The 18,039-nt window shown below is 59.4% G+C and carries 18 protein-coding genes; 1 reads left to right on the top strand and 17 read right to left on the bottom strand.

Going from position 1 to position 18,039, the window contains the following annotated elements:
- Positions 1-114: 114 nt before the first annotated feature.
- From lpdA to sdhC, 14 genes are all read right to left on the bottom strand, one after another.
- A complete protein-coding gene (lpdA, locus tag F3H58_RS10175; RefSeq protein WP_149742095.1) occupies positions 115-1,521 on the bottom strand; it encodes a dihydrolipoyl dehydrogenase in 1,407 nt (468 codons plus the stop codon).
- Between the two features lie 67 nt (positions 1,522-1,588).
- A complete protein-coding gene (locus F3H58_RS10170; RefSeq protein WP_149742094.1) occupies positions 1,589-2,230 on the bottom strand; it encodes a LysE family translocator in 642 nt (213 codons plus the stop codon).
- Between the two features lie 12 nt (positions 2,231-2,242).
- Entirely contained in the window at positions 2,243-2,656 is a 414-nt protein-coding gene (locus F3H58_RS10165; protein WP_065656958.1) for an MAPEG family protein, read from the bottom strand.
- A gap of 70 nt (positions 2,657-2,726) precedes the next feature.
- Positions 2,727-3,962 carry a 2-oxoglutarate dehydrogenase complex dihydrolipoyllysine-residue succinyltransferase gene (odhB, locus tag F3H58_RS10160; protein ID WP_149742093.1) on the bottom strand — a complete coding sequence of 412 codons (1,236 nt, stop codon included), beginning with the start codon at positions 3,960-3,962 and terminating at the stop codon, positions 2,727-2,729.
- Positions 3,963-4,015: 53 nt separating this feature from the next.
- Entirely contained in the window at positions 4,016-7,012 is a 2,997-nt protein-coding gene (locus F3H58_RS10155) for a 2-oxoglutarate dehydrogenase E1 component (protein ID WP_149742092.1), read from the bottom strand.
- A 178-nt stretch (positions 7,013-7,190) separates the two neighbouring features.
- Positions 7,191-8,093: a succinate--CoA ligase subunit alpha gene (sucD, locus tag F3H58_RS10150; RefSeq protein WP_003492390.1), complete on the bottom strand. Its 903-nt coding sequence runs from the start codon at positions 8,091-8,093 to the stop codon at positions 7,191-7,193.
- Positions 8,094-8,110: 17 nt separating this feature from the next.
- Entirely contained in the window at positions 8,111-9,304 is a 1,194-nt protein-coding gene (gene sucC / locus F3H58_RS10145; RefSeq protein ID WP_125145313.1) for an ADP-forming succinate--CoA ligase subunit beta, read from the bottom strand.
- A gap of 31 nt (positions 9,305-9,335) precedes the next feature.
- Positions 9,336-10,298 carry a malate dehydrogenase gene (mdh, locus tag F3H58_RS10140; protein WP_003523512.1) on the bottom strand — a complete coding sequence of 321 codons (963 nt, stop codon included), beginning with the start codon at positions 10,296-10,298 and terminating at the stop codon, positions 9,336-9,338.
- Positions 10,299-10,476: 178 nt separating this feature from the next.
- Positions 10,477-11,640, bottom strand: coding sequence for a cell division protein ZapE (zapE, locus tag F3H58_RS10135; protein WP_149742091.1), 1,164 nt, complete (start codon positions 11,638-11,640; stop codon positions 10,477-10,479).
- Between the two features lie 92 nt (positions 11,641-11,732).
- Positions 11,733-12,275, bottom strand: coding sequence for a protease inhibitor Inh/omp19 family protein (locus F3H58_RS10130; RefSeq protein WP_149742090.1), 543 nt, complete (start codon positions 12,273-12,275; stop codon positions 11,733-11,735).
- A 205-nt stretch (positions 12,276-12,480) separates the two neighbouring features.
- Complete coding sequence (locus F3H58_RS10125) at positions 12,481-13,260, bottom strand: succinate dehydrogenase iron-sulfur subunit (RefSeq protein ID WP_003523509.1); 780 nt, start codon at positions 13,258-13,260, stop codon at positions 12,481-12,483.
- A 15-nt stretch (positions 13,261-13,275) separates the two neighbouring features.
- Positions 13,276-15,117 carry a succinate dehydrogenase flavoprotein subunit gene (gene sdhA / locus F3H58_RS10120; protein ID WP_149742089.1) on the bottom strand — a complete coding sequence of 614 codons (1,842 nt, stop codon included), beginning with the start codon at positions 15,115-15,117 and terminating at the stop codon, positions 13,276-13,278.
- A gap of 7 nt (positions 15,118-15,124) precedes the next feature.
- Entirely contained in the window at positions 15,125-15,505 is a 381-nt protein-coding gene (gene sdhD / locus F3H58_RS10115; RefSeq protein ID WP_003504989.1) for a succinate dehydrogenase, hydrophobic membrane anchor protein, read from the bottom strand.
- A gap of 11 nt (positions 15,506-15,516) precedes the next feature.
- Positions 15,517-15,909 (bottom strand): succinate dehydrogenase, cytochrome b556 subunit, encoded by a 393-nt coding sequence (sdhC, locus tag F3H58_RS10110; RefSeq protein WP_006310797.1) that lies wholly within the window; start codon positions 15,907-15,909, stop codon positions 15,517-15,519.
- Between the two features lie 304 nt (positions 15,910-16,213).
- Here sdhC and F3H58_RS10105 point away from each other — a divergent pair, with 304 nt between their 5' ends.
- Complete coding sequence (locus tag F3H58_RS10105; protein WP_188128856.1) at positions 16,214-16,582, top strand: hypothetical protein; 369 nt, start codon at positions 16,214-16,216, stop codon at positions 16,580-16,582.
- Here F3H58_RS10105 and F3H58_RS10100 read toward each other — a convergent pair whose 3' ends face one another.
- The 3 genes from F3H58_RS10100 to F3H58_RS10090 are packed head-to-tail and all read right to left on the bottom strand — an operon-like array spanning position 16,583 to position 17,978.
- Positions 16,583-17,227, bottom strand: a complete 645-nt coding sequence (locus tag F3H58_RS10100; protein WP_149742087.1) for a class I SAM-dependent methyltransferase — start codon at positions 17,225-17,227, stop codon at positions 16,583-16,585.
- 7 nt (positions 17,228-17,234) lie between these two features.
- On the bottom strand, positions 17,235-17,678 hold the full coding sequence (locus tag F3H58_RS10095) for an EVE domain-containing protein (RefSeq protein WP_003523502.1): 444 nt from the start codon (positions 17,676-17,678) through the stop codon (positions 17,235-17,237).
- Positions 17,679-17,684: 6 nt separating this feature from the next.
- The gene (locus F3H58_RS10090; protein ID WP_003523501.1) at positions 17,685-17,978 is read right to left on the bottom strand and encodes a YciI-like protein; all 294 of its coding nucleotides are present in this window, start codon (positions 17,976-17,978) and stop codon (positions 17,685-17,687) included.
- Positions 17,979-18,039: the final 61 nt, after the last annotated feature.

Here is an 18,039-nt window from a genome sequence, read left to right as displayed (position 1 = left end):
ATCAAAAGGTTAGACAGGCTATGGCGCGAGTATGGAAAACCCCGGCCTGCATGGCAAGCCGGGGTTTGGCAGATGACTGAAATTTAATATTGGAGCAGCGGGCTCCAACACCGATCACATGTGGATCGGCTTGAAGAAGGTCGCCAGCGCCGCTTCCTTCACGGCTTCCGACATGGTCGGATGCGCATGGCAGGTGCGGCCCAGATCTTCCGAAGAACCGCCGAATTCCATCAGCACGGTGATTTCGTGGATCATTTCGCCGGCACCGAAGCCAACGATATGACCACCGAGAACCCGGTCGGTTTCCTTGTCGGCAAGGATCTTCACGAAACCATCCGTCACCTGCATGGCGCGGGCGCGGCCATTGGCGGTGAAGGGGAACTTGCCGACCTTGTAGGCGACGCCAGCGGCCTTCAGTTCTTCTTCGGTCTTGCCGACGGACGCGATTTCCGGCTGCGTATAGACCACAGCCGGAATGACGTCGTAGTTCACATGGCCGCGCTGGCCGGCGAGGATTTCCGCGAGAGCAACGCCCTCGTCTTCCGCCTTGTGCGCCAGCATCGGGCCCTTCACCACGTCGCCGATCGCATAGATGCCGTCGACATTGGTCTTGTAGTGACCGTCGATTTCAACGCGGCCGCGGCTGTCCAGCACAACGCCGGCTTCCGCAAGGCCGAGGCCTTCGGTGTAGGGCTTGCGGCCGGTGGAGATCAGCACGACGTTTGCTTCCAGCGTCTCGGCAGCGCCGCCCTTGACCGGCTCGAACACGACCTTTGCACCGGCTCCAGTCTTTTCAACAGCCGTCACCTTGGCGCCGAGCTTGAAATCGAGACCCTGTTTGGCCAGCAGACGCTGGGCCTGCTTGGAAACTTCACCATCCATGCCGCCGAGAATATTGTCGAGATACTCGACGACAGTGACCTTGGCGCCGAGACGCGACCAGACCGAACCGAGCTCGAGGCCGATGACGCCGCCGCCGACAACGATGAGCTTTTCCGGAACCTTGGAAAGAGCAATCGCACCGGTGGAGGACACGATGACGCTTTCATCGATATCGACCTGAACGCCCGGAATGCCGGCAACATCCGAACCGGTGGCGATGACGATGTTCTTCGCTTCGATCTCCTGCGTCTCACCCTTGTCGTTGGTGACGGAAACCTTGCCGGCGGAAACCACCTTGCCGGTGCCCTGGAAGGCATCGATCTTGTTCTTCTTGAACAGGAAGGAAACGCCGTCGACATTGGCCTTCACCACGCCGTCCTTATGGCCCATCATCTTTTCAAGATTAAGCTTCGGCGCGGCGACTTCGATACCGAGCGAATCGACACCATGGGCGACATGGGCGAAGGTTTCGGACGCGTGCAGCAGCGCCTTGGACGGGATGCAGCCGACATTGAGGCAGGTGCCGCCATAGGTCGCGCGCTTTTCGATGACAGCGACCTTCAAGCCGAGCTGTGCCGCCTTGACCGCGCAAACATAACCGCCGGGGCCTGTGCCGATTACAACTACATCATATGCCATGTTCGTTTTCCTGATTGATGTCGGGCAAGATGCCGGATCATTGCCCTGCTTGCGTTTGACCTGAAACTCAGGCCGCTTTTTCCGTTGCGAGTTTTATACCGAGAGCGATGAAGACCACACCGCTGGTGCGGTCGATCCATTGGCTGGCGCGCTGAAATGCGGCGCGCATGCGCGGCGTCGTCATGAACAGGCTGACACCGACGAACCACAGGATAAGGCAGCTCGCCATGACGAGCCCGTATCCGAACTTGATGGCGACCGGCGTGTGAGCGTGAACCACCGTCGAAAAGATCGACAGGAAGAAAAACACCGGTTTTGGATTGAGTGCATTGGCGGCAAAACCGAGCGTAAAGGCCTTAAGCGCGGTCTGGCTGCTTTTCGCCTGAACGCCCTCAGCTTCATCGGCGGGCAATTCGGTCTTGCCGGCGCGCAGCGCCTTGATGCCGACATAAATCAGATAGGCGACGCCCAGCCATTTGACGATGTTGAAGAGATAGATCGACTGAGAAATGATGAGGCCAAGTCCGAGGATCGTATAGGTGACGTGGAACATCAGAGACGTCCCCACCCCGAAGCTGGTGATGATGGCCTGTTTGCGACCATGCACCATGGCCTGGCGCATCACCATAGCGAGATCGGCGCCGGGCGAGACGATCGCAAAGGAGAAGATCGCCATCAGGGATGCAAGTTCGATGAGATATTGATGCATCACGAGCCGCCTTCAAAACATCAGCACGATAAACATGAGTGCCAGACCAAGCATTGAGCCCAGCCAGACGAACGAGCGGATATAAGGAACGCCCGTAAGATAAAGCGGGATATAGACAACACGGCAGATCAGCCAGAGCCACGCACCAATAAGCGCTAGCCCGGATGGGTCACCCGCCATGATAACGCCGAAGGCGAGTGCCACAAAAGCCGGATAGGTCTCCCGGAAATTCGCCGATGCGCGCGAAGCGCGACCGGAGAGCTTGCCCTGTGGCTTCTGCTCACCGTCCCTAGGACCGGCATTCCATTCACGACCCAACTCTCTGGTCGCCATCATCCCCTGTAACAGGACATGCACGACGAGAAGAAGAACGCTTAGACCGATAAGCGGTAAAAAAGGCGAAGCGGCAAGAAATGTCGGCTGCACGTCTGCTCTCCCAGGTGGTCTTTCAGCGGGGCTTCACTTGAAACCCCGCTGAAACGAAAAGCAAGACCGATTAAAGATCGAGAACCAGACGTTCCGGATCTTCGAGGCTCTCCTTGACGCGAACGAGGAAGGTCACGGCTTCCTTGCCGTCAACGATACGGTGATCGTAGGAGAGCGCGAGATACATCATCGGACGGATGACGACCTGACCGCCGATGGCGACCGGACGCTCCTGGATCTTGTGCATGCCGAGGATGCCCGACTGCGGTGCGTTGAGGATCGGCGAGGACATCAGCGAACCATAGACACCACCATTGGTGATGGTGAAGGTGCCGCCCTGCATGTCCGCCATGCCGAGCGAACCGTCGCGCGCTGCCTTGGCGAGGCGACCGAGCTCCTTTTCAACGCCAGCGATGGAAAGCTGGTCGGCATCGCGGATGACGGGAACGACGAGGCCCTTGTCGGTGCCGACAGCCATACCGACGTGACAATAGTTCTTGTAGATGATATCAGTGCCGTCGATTTCGGCGTTGACGGCGGGCAGTTCCTTGAGCGCGTGCGTCACGGCCTTGGTGAAGAAGCCCATGAAGCCGAGCTTGACGCCATGCTTCTTCTCGAAAACGTCCTTGTAACGATTGCGCAGGTCCATGACCGCGCTCATGTCCACCTCATTATAGGTGGTCAGCATGGCGGCAGTGTTCTGCGCGTCCTTCAGGCGACGGGCGATCGTCTGGCGCAGGCGGGTCATCTTCACGCGCTCTTCGCGAACCTGATCCTGCTCGGCGGAAACGGGACGGGGAGCAGCAGCAACCGGAGCCGGAGCGGCGGCGGGTGCCGAAACGCCCTTGGCGACAGCAGCAAGCACATCGCCCTTCAGCACCTGACCACGCTTGCCCGAACCGTCGACCTGATCGGCAGACAGGTTGTTTTCAGCAAGCAGCTTGCCTGCGGCAGGTGCGGGCGGCATGGAGCCGGTTGCCTGCGTGGCAACAGCGGCAGGTGCCGGTGCGGCAGCCGCAGCAGGCTTTGCCGGTTCTGCGGCAGGTGCGGAGGTCGCAGCGCCGGCAGCACCTTCGGCGATCTGGCCGAGAAGCGCGTCGAGACCGACGGTCTCGCCGTTCTGCGCAACGATTTCGGTGAGTACGCCGGACGCAGGTGCCGGGACTTCGACGGTAACCTTGTCGGTTTCCAGTTCAACGAGCGGTTCGTCGGCCTTGACGGTATCGCCGACCTTCTTGAACCAGGTGCCGACGGTCGCTTCGCTGACGGATTCGCCGAGGGTTGGTACGCGGATTTCAGTGGCCATGATCTAGTTCCGTTATTCAGGTGTCTTTTTTGCGGGGCGGTGCGAGAGAGTTTTCACTCTCCCAGCGCGTCTTCCAGGAACGCAGCAAGCTGCGCCAGGTGCTTGGACATCAGGCCGGTCGCCGGAGAGGCGGCAGCCGGACGGCCCGTGTAACGGACCTTCTGGTACTTGGCGTCGATATGCGCCAGAACCCATTCCAGGTAAGGATCGATGAACGACCACGCACCCATGTTCTTCGGCTCTTCCTGGCACCAGACCATTTCCGCATTGCGGAAGCGCGACAGCTCGTTGATGAGCGCCTTGGCCGGGAACGGGTAAAGCTGTTCGATACGCAGCAGGTAGATATCGTCGATACCGCGCTTTTCACGCTCTTCGAGCAGATCGTAATAGACCTTGCCCGTGCACATGACGACGCGGCGGATCTTCGAATCCTTCTGCAGCTTGATCGGGCCGTCCTTGATGACCTCGGCATCGTCCCACAGGAGACGGTGGAAGGAGGACTCGCCTGCAAGCTCGGCCAGCGAAGAGGTGGCGCGCTTGTGACGCAGCAGCGACTTCGGCGTCATCAGGATCAGCGGCTTGCGGAAGTCGCGCTTCACCTGGCGGCGCAGGATGTGGAAGTAGTTGGCCGGCGTCGTGCAGTTGGCAACCTGCATGTTGTCTTCGGCGCACATCTGCAGCCAGCGCTCCAGACGGGCGGACGAGTGTTCCGGGCCCTGACCTTCGTAACCATGCGGCAGAAGGCAGACGAGACCGGACATGCGCAGCCACTTGCGTTCACCCGAAGAGATGAACTGGTCGAACACCACCTGCGCGCCGTTGGCGAAGTCGCCGAACTGGGCTTCCCAGAGCGTCAACGCATTCGGACGGGCCAGCGAGTAACCGTATTCGAAACCGAGGACGGCTTCTTCCGAAAGCATCGAGTTGATGACTTCGTAACGGGCCTGCGTCGGCGCAAGGTTTGCCAGCGGGATGTAGCGTTCTTCGGTTTCCTGATCATAGAGAACCGAGTGACGCTGCGAGAAGGTGCCGCGTTCGCAATCCTGACCGGAAAGGCGGATCTTGTGGCCGTCGACGACGAGCGAACCGAAAGCGAGCGCTTCCGCCATTGCCCAGTCGATGCCTTCGCCCGTCTCGACCATCTGCGAGCGGTTTTCCATGAAGCGCTGGATCGTGCGGTGGGCGCTGAAGCCTTCCGGAATGGTCGACAGCTTCTTGCCGATTTCCTTCAGCTGCTTCATCGGCACGCCGGTCTTGCCGCGACGCTGCTCATCGGCATTGTCGGCAGCGCGCAGACCCGACCACTGGCCGTCCAGCCAGTCGGCCTTGTTCGGCTTGTAGGACTGGCCCGCCTCGAATTCCTGCTCGAGATGCGCACGCCAGTCGGCCTTCATCTTCTCGAATTCGCCTTCGTTGATCAAGCCTTCGGCGATCAGACGGTCGGCATAGATGCGCGCGACGGTCTTGTGGCCGCGGATGACCTTGTACATCTTCGGCTGCGTGAACGCCGGCTCGTCGCCTTCGTTGTGGCCGAAGCGGCGGTAGCAGAACATGTCCACGACCACAGGCTTGTGGAACTTCATACGGTATTCGGTTGCAACCTTGGCCGCATAGGTCACAGCTTCCGGATCGTCACCGTTGACGTGGAAGATCGGCGCTTCGATCATCTTGGCAACGTCGGATGGATAAGGCGACGAACGGGAGAAGGCCGGGTTCGTCGTGAAGCCGATCTGGTTGTTGATGATGAAGTGCATGGTTCCGGCCACGCGGTGACCGCGCAGACCGGAAAGACCGAGAATTTCAGCAACCACGCCCTGACCCGCAAAGGCGGCATCGCCATGCAGAAGCAGCGGCAGGACCTTCGCGCGTTCAGACAGCGGAATGATGTCCCCGTCCCACTGCTTGGCCAGCTGGTCCTGCTTGGCGCGGGCCTTGCCCATGACCACAGGGTTGACGATTTCAAGGTGCGACGGGTTGGCCGTCAGCGACAGGTGAACCTTGTTGCCGTCGAATTCGCGGTCGGAGGAGGCGCCAAGGTGATACTTCACGTCGCCCGAGCCTTCGACGTCGTCAGGCTTGAACGAACCACCCTTGAATTCGTGGAAAACGGCACGGTGCGGCTTGCCCATGACGTTCGTCAGAACGTTCAGACGGCCGCGGTGAGCCATGCCGAGAACGACTTCTTCCAGACCTTCCTGGCCGCCGCGCTTGATAATCTGCTCGAGCGCCGGGATGAGCGATTCACCGCCATCGAGACCGAAACGCTTGGTGCCCTTGAAGCGAACGTCGAGGAACTGTTCGTAACCTTCGGCTTCGACCAGCTTCGACAGGATTGCCTTCTTGCCTTCGGCTGTAAAGGCAACGCCCTTATCCGGACCTTCAATGCGTTCCTGAATCCAGGCCTTTTCTTCCGGGCTGGACATGTGCATGAATTCGACGCCGATGGTGGAGCAGTAGGTGCGCTCCAGAATATCGATCATCTCGCGCACGGTCGCATATTCGAGGCCGAGCACGTTATCGATGAAAATCTTGCGGTCGTAATCGCTTTCCTCGAAGCCGTAGGACTTCGGCGACAGCTCGTTGTAATCCTCAACCGCGACCGCGATGCCGAGCGGATCAAGCTTGGCATGCAGGTGGCCGCGCATGCGGTAGGCGCGGATCATCATGATGGCGCGAACGCTGTCACGGGTCGCCTGCAGAACTTCCGCCTGGCTGACCGGCTTGCCGGTGTCGGCGCTCTTGGCCTCAGCTTTCGCCTGAACCTTCTTCTCGATGGCCTTTTCGACCGTGGCCCAGTTGCCGTCGAGTGCGGATACCAGTTCGCCATTCGCCGGGATCGGCCAGTTGGCGCGCTTCCAGGAGGCGCCCTTGGCCGCCTTCTTCACGTCTTCCGGATTATCGGACAACGCCTTGAAGAAGCTCTGCCACTCCGGCGACACGGAAGAGGGGTCCTCTTCGTACCGGGCATAGAGCTGCTCGATATAGGCTGCATTCGCGCCGTCCAGAAACGACGTGATCTGAAACTGCTCGTTCGCTTCTTGCCTTGCCATTGTGTTCTTGCGGACTTATCCGTCCGCCTCCTCGATGCCGTTAGGGCCGTTCGCCGGCCTGCCGCTTTGATTATTGCTGTCTGCCGCCGGGGCGGTATGCCGTTCTGTCTGTCGTTCCTTGCGGCATCGGGCAGCGTGGCATTGAAGCCGCGCCGCCCGTTACCGATGTCATGTGGTCTCAGCCCTTGAGGACTTCAACCAGCGTCTTGCCGAGGCGCGCCGGGGAAGGCGATACCTTGATGCCCGCTGCTTCCATGGCTGCAATCTTGGATTCCGCATCGCCCTTGCCGCCGGAAACGACAGCGCCGGCGTGGCCCATCGTGCGGCCCTTCGGAGCCGTACGGCCTGCGATGAAGCCGGCCATCGGCTTCTTGCGGCCCTTCTTGGCTTCGTCGATCAGGAACTGTGCCGCATCTTCTTCAGCCGATCCGCCGATTTCGCCGATCATGATGATCGACTGCGTGGCGTCGTCAGCGAGGAACATTTCCAGCACGTCGATGAACTCGGTGCCCTTGACCGGGTCGCCGCCGATACCGACAGCAGTGGTCTGGCCGAGGCCTTCGTTGGAGGTCTGGAACACGGCCTCATAGGTGAGCGTACCCGAACGCGAAACGATACCGACCGAACCCTTGCGGAAGATGGAGCCCGGCATGATGCCGATCTTGCATTCTTCCGGCGTCAGGATACCCGGGCAGTTCGGGCCGAGCAGGCGCGACTTGGAGCGGTCGAGGCGAGCCTTAACGCGAACCATGTCCATGACCGGGATACCTTCGGTGATGCAGGTGATGAACGGAATTTCCGCATCGATGGCTTCGATGATGGCATCTGCTGCACCTGCCGGCGGAACGTAGATCACGGATGCGTCTGCACCGGTCTTTTCCTTGGCTTCGGCAACCGTTGCGAAGATCGGCAGGCTTTCGCCCTTGGAACCGGTCCAGGTTTCGCCACCCTTCTTCGGATGAATACCGCCAACCATCTGCGTGCCGTAATAGGCAAGCGCCTGTTCGGTGTGGAAGGTGCCGGTCTTGCCGGTCAGACCCTGAACGAGGATCTTGGTGTCTTTATTAACGAGAATAGACATTATTTCCGGTCCCTCAATTAGCCGTTGATCGCCGCGACGATCTTCTTGGCTGCGTCGTCCAGATCGTCAGCAGCCGTAATCGCAAGGCCAGATTCGTTCAGGAGCTTCTTGCCAAGTTCGACGTTGGTGCCTTCAAGGCGAACGACGAGCGGAACCTGCAAACCGACTTCCTTCACCGCGGCGATTACGCCCTCGGCGATAACGTCGCACTTCATGATGCCGCCGAAGATGTTGACGAGGATGCCCTCGACCTTCGGATCGGCCGTGATGATCTTGAAGGCTGCCGCAACCTTCTCCTTGCCGGCGCCGCCGCCGACGTCGCAGAAGTTAGCCGGCTCTTTGCCGTAAAGCTTGATGATGTCCATCGTCGCCATGGCGAGACCGGCGCCGTTGACCATGCAGCCGATGTTGCCGTCGAGCGCCACGTAAGCGAGGTCCCACTTGGAGGCTTCGATTTCCTTGGCGTCTTCTTCGGTCTCGTCGCGCAGCGCCTTGACGTCGTCATGGCGGAACATGGCGTTGCCGTCGAAGGAAACCTTGGCGTCGAGAACGCGCAGATGGCCATTTTCCATGACGATCAGCGGGTTGATCTCGAGGAGAGCCATGTCCTTCTCGCTGAAGGCCTTGTAGAGGATCGGGAAGAGCGACTTGGCGTCTTCGGCTGCAACGCCGTCAAGCTCAAGCGCCTTGGAGATCGCGGCAACGTCAGCGTCGCTCACACCCTTTTCCGGGTTGATGGCGATGGTATGGATCTTCTCGGGCGTGTCGTGGGCGACAGCTTCGATATCCATGCCGCCTTCAGTGGAAACCACGAAAGCAACCTGGCCGACCGAACGGTCTACCAGCAGCGAGCAGTAGAGTTCGCGGGCAATATCAGCGCCGTCTTCGATATAGAGACGGTTGACCTGCTTGCCTGCATCGCCCGTCTGCGCCGTTACCAGCGTGTTGCCGAGCATGTCCTTGGCATGGGAAACGACTTCGTCGATGGACTTCGCCAGACGAACGCCGCCCTTGGCGTCCGGGCCGAGTTCCTTGAACTTGCCCTTGCCGCGGCCGCCAGCATGGATCTGGCTCTTGACGACGTAGAGCGGGCCGGGAAGCTGCTTGGCGGCAGCTTCCGCTTCTTCGACCTTGAGAATGGCGACGCCTTCAGCAACCGGCGCGCCGTAGCCCTTCAGAAGAGCCTTGGCCTGATATTCGTGAATATTCATGGAATAATCCCTGTTTGGAGCCGCTAGGCTATTACTTCAGCGACGGAGCGATGTTGACGCAGGCTTCGCAAAGACCAGCGACAGCGCCGACGGATTTCTGGAAGGCGGCTTCTTCTTCCTTGTTGAGTTCGATCTCGATGATGCGCTCGATACCGCCTGCACCGATGATGGTCGGCACGCCGACATACATGTCGTCGACGCCATACTGGCCCGAGAGATGGGCAGCGGCGGGCAGAACGCGCTTCTTGTCCTTGAGGTAGGATTCAGCCATTTCGATTGCCGAAGCGGCCGGCGCGTAATAGGCGGAACCGGTCTTCAAGAGGCCGACGATTTCCGCGCCGCCGTCACGGGTGCGCTGGATGATCTGCTCGAGGCGCTCGGCGGTCAGCCAGCCCATCTTCACGAGATCGGTCAGCGGAACGCCGGCAACGGTGGAGTAGCGTGCGAGCGGCACCATGGTGTCGCCGTGGCCGCCGAGAACGAAGGCGGTGACGTCTTCAACCGAAACGTTGAATTCTTCGGCGAGGAACAGGCGGAAACGGGCGCTGTCGAGAACGCCAGCCATGCCGACGACCTTGTTCTTCGGCAGGCCGGAGAACTTCTGCAGCGCCCAGACCATGGCGTCCAGCGGGTTGGTGATGCAGATGACGAATGCGTTCGGGGCATATTTCTTGATGCCGGCGCCGACCTGCTCCATGACCTTGAGGTTGATGCCGAGAAGATCGTCGCGGCTCATGCCCGGCTTGCGGGCAACGCCGGCGGTGACGATGCAGACGTCAGCACCTTCAATGGCGGCGTAATCGGAAGCGCCGGTGAGCTTTGCATTGAAGCCTTCAACCGGGCCGGACTGGGCAATATCCAGACCCTTGCCCTGCGGAATGCCGTCGGCAATATCGAAGAGGACGATATCGCCCAGTTCCTTCAGGCTGGCGAGATGCGCCAGCGTGCCGCCGATCATGCCAGAACCAATAAGTGCAATTTTTTTGCGAGCCATCGAATGCTTCCTCTTGAGCTTCAATTCAATTTCACCGCGCCAAACCGGCAGCCAAATTGTCGCACTCCGATTAGCCCCATTGGCTAAAATTGGCAACAGATTCTTTTCCGGTGAATATTTTCAATCGTTTAGATCATTATTTTCTTACGTAAACGTAAGAAAATAAGTCACGAAAGTGTCAAACTTTCTGGCGTTTTTCGTGATGCAGCGCCAGATAATCCGCGCTACGCATCTCAAACAGGCGCGAGGCGGTGCGATCGAACTCGAAACCTTCGGTCCCCTTGCGCTTGCCGAGCAGGTCTTCCGGCATCGCGGCAGCGGAGGCAAAAAGCCGGACGCTGTGGTCGTAAAGCGCATCGATGAGGATGATGAAACGCTTGGTCTCGTTGCGCTTGTCCGCGTTCAAGAACGGAATGTGATCGATGAAGACGGTGTCGAAACGATTGGCGATGGCAAGGAAGTCGGAAGCCCCAAGGGGCTTTTCGCAAAGATCGGAAAAGGAAAAGCGAGCGACCCGGCCGCTGGCGCGCGGCACCAGAATGGAACGGCCCTTCATCGGTATCTCGGTCGGTGCAACGAGGTGACCGGCAATCATGTGCCGCCAGGCCATGTCCATCGCCTGATCCGCCGAACCGTCAAGCGGCGTGACGTAGACGGGCAGGCTTTCCAGCTTCTCCATCCGGTAATCGGTGGGGCTATCCAGCGTCACCACCTCAACATGCTTCTTCAAAAGATCGACGAAAGGCAGGAACAGGCCGCGATTGAGACCATCCTTGTAGAGATTGTCGGGCACGACGTTGGAGGTCGTCACCAATGTGCAGCCCTTGGCGAAAAGCTCGGTGAACAGCCGGGCGAGGATCATTGCATCGGCAATGTCCGTGACGGAGAACTCATCGAAGCACAGGAGTTCTGCTTCCGCCAGAAGCTGGGCGGCGACGGGCGGAATGGGATCGGCCTGTTTGGTCTCGCCATTCTTCAGTTTCTGCCGGTGCGCATGCACGCGATTATGCACATCCGCCATGAATTCGTGGAAGTGGCAACGCCGCTTGGACGAGACGGGCGCCATCTCGTAGAACATGTCCATCAGCATCGTCTTGCCGCGGCCGACGCTGCCATAGACATACAATCCCTTGACCGTCTTCGCCGGGCCAGACTTGCGGGCGAACATCCAGCCGAGAGCGCTCGTTTTCTTGGCGGGCTTACGCGCCTTCAGATCGGCAAGGATACGGTCGAGATGGGCCGCAACGCCAAGCTGGGCTGCATCAGCCTGCAAGGTGCCAGCTGCCGTCAATGCGTTGAGCTGTTCAACGACACTATGATTGTAATCAGGCAATGGCTTCATGAAAAAGCGTCCCGGACGCGGGCGCAAATCGGCACCCGCGACGAATGGAATTGCTTAGAGCGAAGAAGGCAATCCGGCTGCACCGGAAATGCTCATCGGCTGAGGCTGAGCGGCTGGCCGCTATTGGTCGTGCCGTCAAAGCGCGCATCGGCGCTTTTGTAGACACGGCCGATCGTATCGCCCGAACGGTTCTTGAAGAGAACCATCTTGCCGGACACTTCCCACGAGCCCATCGCCGTCAACTCACCCGAGCAACCGCGCGTGCCGCCACGCGAACCACTGCCGAGGTTGGTGAGCGTCAGGAACATGTCGCAATTGGCGCCGCCATTGGAAACCCGCCAGTTGCCGACCATGGATTCCTTGGTGACGTCGAGTGCCGTCGTCGGCGGAGCGGCAGAAGCCACATCGGTGCCGCCAGGCGTCGCAGAAGCGGGTGCCGATGGGAACTGGCTGCCCGAAGCGCCACCGGGTGGCGGCAGCGCGCCAGACTGAACGGACGGAACCGGCTGAGCCTGCAGCGGGGGCGTATAACCGGGATTATTGCCGCTATTGTTGTTGTAATCGTAGGAGGTACGTTGGCAACCGGCGAGAGCCATCACAACCGCAAGGCCCGTCACCACATATCTGAATTGCATATCAAGCTCCCGATTCTCTCGCTTCCGGAAAGATCATGATCAAACAAGAAGGCTGAATTATTACCAAAGCCTTATCTTGCGCAAGCGATGGCCGGGATAATTACCATTTCGGTCGATTTTTACCGAATTTTCCCACGCCGGGTTGTAAAAAGGGCCACGGTCGAGACCGCGGCCCGCTAGATTTTCTGTCGTCAGCGAATCGCCTTTAAACGCGGCGCTCGACCATCATCTTCTTGATTTCCGCAATCGCCTTGGCCGGGTTCAAGCCCTTCGGGCAGGCCTGCGCGCAGTTCATGATGGTGTGGCAGCGATAAAGACGGAACGGGTCCTCGAGATTGTCCAGACGCTCGCCGGTCGCCTCATCGCGGCTGTCGATCAGCCAGCGATAGGCCTGCAGCAGAACGGCCGGACCGAGATAACGGTCGCCATTCCACCAGTAGCTGGGACAGGAGGTGGAGCAGCAGGCGCAGAGAATGCATTCGTAAAGACCGTCCAGCTTCAGGCGGTCCTCATGGCTCTGCTTCCACTCCTTGGCGGGCGTCGGCGAAACCGTCTTCAGCCAGGGCTCGATGGAGCGGTGCTGGGCGTAGAAGTTCGACAGATCGGGAACGAGGTCCTTCACAACAGGCATATGCGGCAGCGGATAGACCTTCACCGTGCCATTGATCTCTTCCATGCCCTTGGTGCAGGCGAGCGTATTGGTGCCGTCGATATTCATCGCGCACGAACCGCAAATGCCTTCGCGGCAGGAGCGGCGCAGCGTCAGCGTCGGGTCGATATTGTTCTTGATGTAAAGCAGTGCATCGAGAACCATCGGCCCGCAATCATCGACATCGATGTAATAGGTATCAATCCGCGGGTTCTGGCCGTCATCCGGGTTCCAGCGATAGATGCGGTATTCGCGCACATTCTTGGCACCATCAGGCTTCGGCCAGACCTTGCCTTCGCTGATCTGGGAATTCTTGGGGAGAGCGAGTTCAACCATGTCCAGTTCCTCAAATCAGTAGACGCGCGCCTTCGGCTCGATCTTTTTCGGATCGATGCCGTCGGCGATCAGGTCGGTGTGAACCGGGCGGTAGTCAAGCTTGACGTCACCTTCGGGGCTGACCCAGGCAAGCGTGTGCTTGCGCCAGTTCACGTCATCGCGACCGGCGAACGGACCGTCGACGAAATCCTCGCGGGCATGCGAACCGCGGCTTTCCTTGCGCGCTTCCGCGCCATAGACCGTGGTGATCGCATTGGCCATCAGATTGTGCAGCTCGAGCGTCTCGACCAGATCGGAGTTCCAGACCATCGAACGGTCGGTGACCTTGACGTCGGGCAGTTCCTTCCAGATGGCGGAAAGACGCTTGCAGCCGCTTTCCAGCGATTCCTGGGTGCGGAACACGGCCGCATCGTCCTGCATGGCGCGCTGCATCTTGTCGCGCAGCACCGCCGTCGGCGTCGAGCCATTGGCGTAACGCAGGCCGTTGAAGCGGTCCATGATCCTGTCGCAGGCGGCCGTATCGAGCGCGGGCACCGGCTCGTTGCGGTCGATGATCTGCGCAGCGCGGATCGCAGCGGCGCGGCCAAAGACCACGAGGTCGATCAGCGAGTTGGAACCGAGGCGGTTGGCACCATGAACCGAGGCGCAACCGGCTTCGCCGACAGCCATCAGGCCGGGCGCGATGCGTTCCGGGTTGTTGGCATCGGCATTCAGCACTTCACCCCAATAGTTGGTCGGAATACCGCCCATATTGTAGTGAACCGTCGGTAGAACCGGGATCGGCTCGCGCGTCACGTCGACGCCGGCGAAAATCTTGGCGCTTTCGGAAATACCCGGAAGACGCTCATGCAGGATCGCCGGATCGAGGTGATCGAGATGCAGGAAGATATGATCCTTGTTCTTGCCGACGCCGCGGCCTTCACGGATTTCCATCGTCATGCAACGCGAGACGACGTCACGCGAAGCAAGGTCCTTCGCCGATGGCGCATAACGCTCCATGAAGCGCTCGCCTTCGGAGTTGACGAGATAACCGCCTTCGCCGCGCGCGCCTTCAGTGATGAGGCAGCCTGCGCCATAAATGCCGGTCGGGTGGAACTGCACGAATTCCATGTCCTGGAGCGGCAGGCCGGCGCGGGCAATCATGCCGCCGCCGTCGCCGGTGCAGGTGTGGGCAGAGGTCGCCGAGAAATAGGCGCGGCCGTAACCGCCGGTCGCCAGAACCACCATCTTGGCGGCAAAGCGATGGATCGTGCCGTCATCGAGGTTCCAGGCAACGACGCCCGTGCAGCGGCCGTCTGCCGACATGATGAGGTCGAGCGCGAAATATTCGATGAAGAATTCCGCATTGTTGCGCAGCGACTGGCCATAAAGCGTGTGCAGGATGGCGTGGCCGGTACGGTCGGCGGCAGCACAAGTGCGCTGTACCGGCGGGCCTTCACCGTAATTCTGCATGTGACCGCCAAACGGGCGCTGGTAAATCTTGCCTTCGGCATTGCGCGAGAAGGGCACGCCGTAATGCTCCAGCTCATAGACCGCCTTCGGCGCTTCCATGGCGAGATATTGCATCGCATCGACGTCGCCCAGCCAGTCGGAACCCTTTACAGTGTCGTAAAGGTGCCACTGCCAACAGTCGGGCGTCATGTTGGTAAGCGACGCGGCGATGCCGCCCTGCGCCGCGACCGTATGGGAGCGCGTCGGGAAAACCTTGGTGATGCAGGCCGTGCGGAAACCCTGTTCCGCCATGCCGAGCGTTGCGCGCAGACCTGCGCCACCGGCGCCCACCACGATCACGTCATAGGAGTGATCGACATAGGTGTAGGCCTTGCCATTCTGGGAAGGTGAACTGATCGATGCCATGGCGGACTTATCCTGCGAATGCGATTTTCAGAATGGCGAAGATGGAAAGACCGCCAATCAGGATCGCGAAAAACGTATTGAGCATCAGAAGAACGAGCTTCGAAACCTCGGCGTGAACGTAGTCTTCGATGATGACCTGCATGCCGAGCTTCATATGGATGAGGCCGGAGACCAGCACCAGAGCCATGATGACCGCAACGAGCGGGTTCGACAGCGCGGCGACGACTTCCGGATAGGGCGCACCGGCATATTTGATGAGGAAGATTACGAAGAAGATCAGCAGCGGAACGTTGGCGACCGCTGTGACGCGCTGGCGCAGAAAATGGTCGGTGCCTTCCTTGGCGGAGCCGAGGCCGCGAACCTTTCCGAGGGGTGTACGCATATCCATGAAAAATCTCCTCAGCGCACGATCAGGACGATGACCCAGATCAGCGCGGTCAGACAGATCGACGCGACCCACGAGGCCTTTGCCAGCTTGGTGGTAAAGTGCTTGTCGAAGCCATGACCCAGATCCCACATGAAGTGGCGAAGGCCGCCCAGCATGTGGTGGACCAGAGCCCAGGTATATCCGATCAGGATAAGCCTGCCGATGATCGTGCCCATCGCCCAGTTGACCCAGTCGTAATAGGCAGGGCCCGAAGCGAGCGCGATCAGCCACCAGGCAACCAGAAGCGTTCCGAAATAAAGTGCACCGCCCGTGATGCGGTGCACGATGGATGCAACCATCGTCGGAATCGGCTTGTAAATTTGAAGATGCGGCGACAGAGGCCGGTTATTTGTCACATTCGCCATCAGAACCTCGCGGCGTTTTCCCGTGCGTCCGTAAGATCGGACGCCCCCAAGCAACAGCACATGACGAAAGAATGTGCATTGCACCAACCGCGACGTTTAATCACATGGGGGCGTCACCACAAGCATATTTCATGACCGATTCGAATTTAATCGATTGGTTCACGAATTTTTTTTGGATTTTTTCATGTCAAAATAAAAAATCGAGCGTTTCCAAGATTTACGCCCTCAAAATATTTACCTTTACGTAATTCAGAAAAGGTGTAATTTACGATTGGTTAACCTCGAAAACCGGAGCATGAAGCTCATGTTACAGCGCCGAATCGCCGCCCTGACCATGATGGTCGCAGGCGCTATTTTTACCTTCGTGCCGCCGGTAGCGGCAGAGGGTTTTTATGGCCGCCACCAATATCGCCACCATCAATCCGAGGTAAGCTTCTCCACCGATGGATTGCCATCCGCCCTCCCCGGCGGCACCTATGTCGGCGGCATATCGGCGCTGCGGGTGCGCGGAAACGGCAATTATTTCGCGATCAGCAGCGGATTTTCGCGAAGAAGTGTAACGGATAGAGCGGGCGTGCAACTAGCCCCCAAGGCGAAAATCATCTCTGTCCATGCCGAAAACGCAGACGATGCCTGCTCGTATGAGCATGGCGTCTGCATCATCAGGCCCTGATTAGATAAAACGCCACACCGTGGTCTTCTTCACTTCGCTGTCTTCAAGCGCCCGCGTCACCGGCACCTGATAGGTCGCCTCCGGGTGAAGCCGCTCCTTGGGCAGATAGGCCCGGCCCGGATCGCCGACGAGCACACTCACGCCCTTTTCCGTCAATTCCAGAAACCATGGCACGAGACGGTCGGCAAAGGCACGGTCGTAAAACACGTCGCCCGCCAGCAGAACATCCGCCTCGACCGGCTTTCCGACCAAGTCGAGCCCCGTAAAGCCGATATCCACGCCATTGAGCGCCGCATTCAACCGAATGGCCGTTTCCGTCCACGGATCGATATCGGCGGCCAGAACCTCGCTGGCGCCGGCCTTCGACGCTGCGACGGCGACCAGTCCGGAGCCGCTGGCGAAATCCAGCACGCGCTTGCCGCAAACGCTTTCAGGATGGTCGAGAACATAACGGGCAAGCCCCTGCCCGCCTGCCCAGGCAAAGGCCCAGAAGGGCGGCGGCAGGCCGATCTCCTCCAGCTCCTCCTCCGTCTTCAGCCACAGCTCATGGGCTTCGGTGGCGAGATAAAAACGCAATTCCGGCACATGCGGCGGGCGCATGATGGCAGCATTGTCGAGAATGAAGCGTTCGGGATCGGTCCTCACCGAAGCATCAATCCGGCGATTTCGGCGGATTGGCGAGACCGCCCATGCGGCAGACCTCGAGATATTCCTCTTCCGTCACCGGCTGCACGGAAAGCCGCATGGAAGTGACAAGCGACATCTTCGCCAGCTTCGGATTGGCTTTCACATCCTTCAGCGAAACGGGCTGCGGCATGTCGCAGACGGCGCGGATGTCAACACAATCCCATTTCAGATCGCCTTCGGCGGTCGAGTCCGGATGCGACAATGCGCAGACTTCGACGATGCCGACGACATCCAGCCCCTCATTGGAGTGGTAGAAGAAACCCTTGTCGCCGATCTTCATGGCCCGCATGTTGTTGCGCGCCTGATAATTGCGCACGCCCGTCCATTCTTCGCCCGCCTCGCCTTTGGCCTTCTGCATTTCCCAAGACCATTTGAACGGCTCGGACTTGTAAAGCCAGTAATTCGCCATGTCCGGTCATGCTCCCGGATTGTTGAAGACCCAATTATAGGGCTTCACGTCAACGCTTTCGAACAGGCCGGCCTTGGCGTAAGGATCGGCATCGGCAAGAGCCTTCGCGGCATCGATATCGGCGGCGTCAACGATCACGAGGCTGCCGTTCGGCTTACCTTCGGCATCCAGAAACGGGCCGGCAATCTTCAGCGTGCCCTCGGCATTCAGCTTGTTCAGGTGCTCCAGATGCGCCGGGCGCGTTTCCATGCGCACATTCAGATGGCCGGGCTTGTCCTTGCATATAAAGGCAAACAGCATTTTCGTCTCCTCGTTAAAACATGTCTTCCAAACGCGTCAGCGGTTTGGAACGAAGACCCGC

Origin of the sequence: Rhizobium sp. NFACC06-2, assembly GCF_900101425.1 — a bacterium.
GTDB lineage: Bacteria > Pseudomonadota > Alphaproteobacteria > Rhizobiales > Rhizobiaceae > Agrobacterium > Agrobacterium leguminum.
Note: the sequence above shows the minus strand (reverse complement) of the source record. Positions and strands in the feature narration are given on the sequence as shown.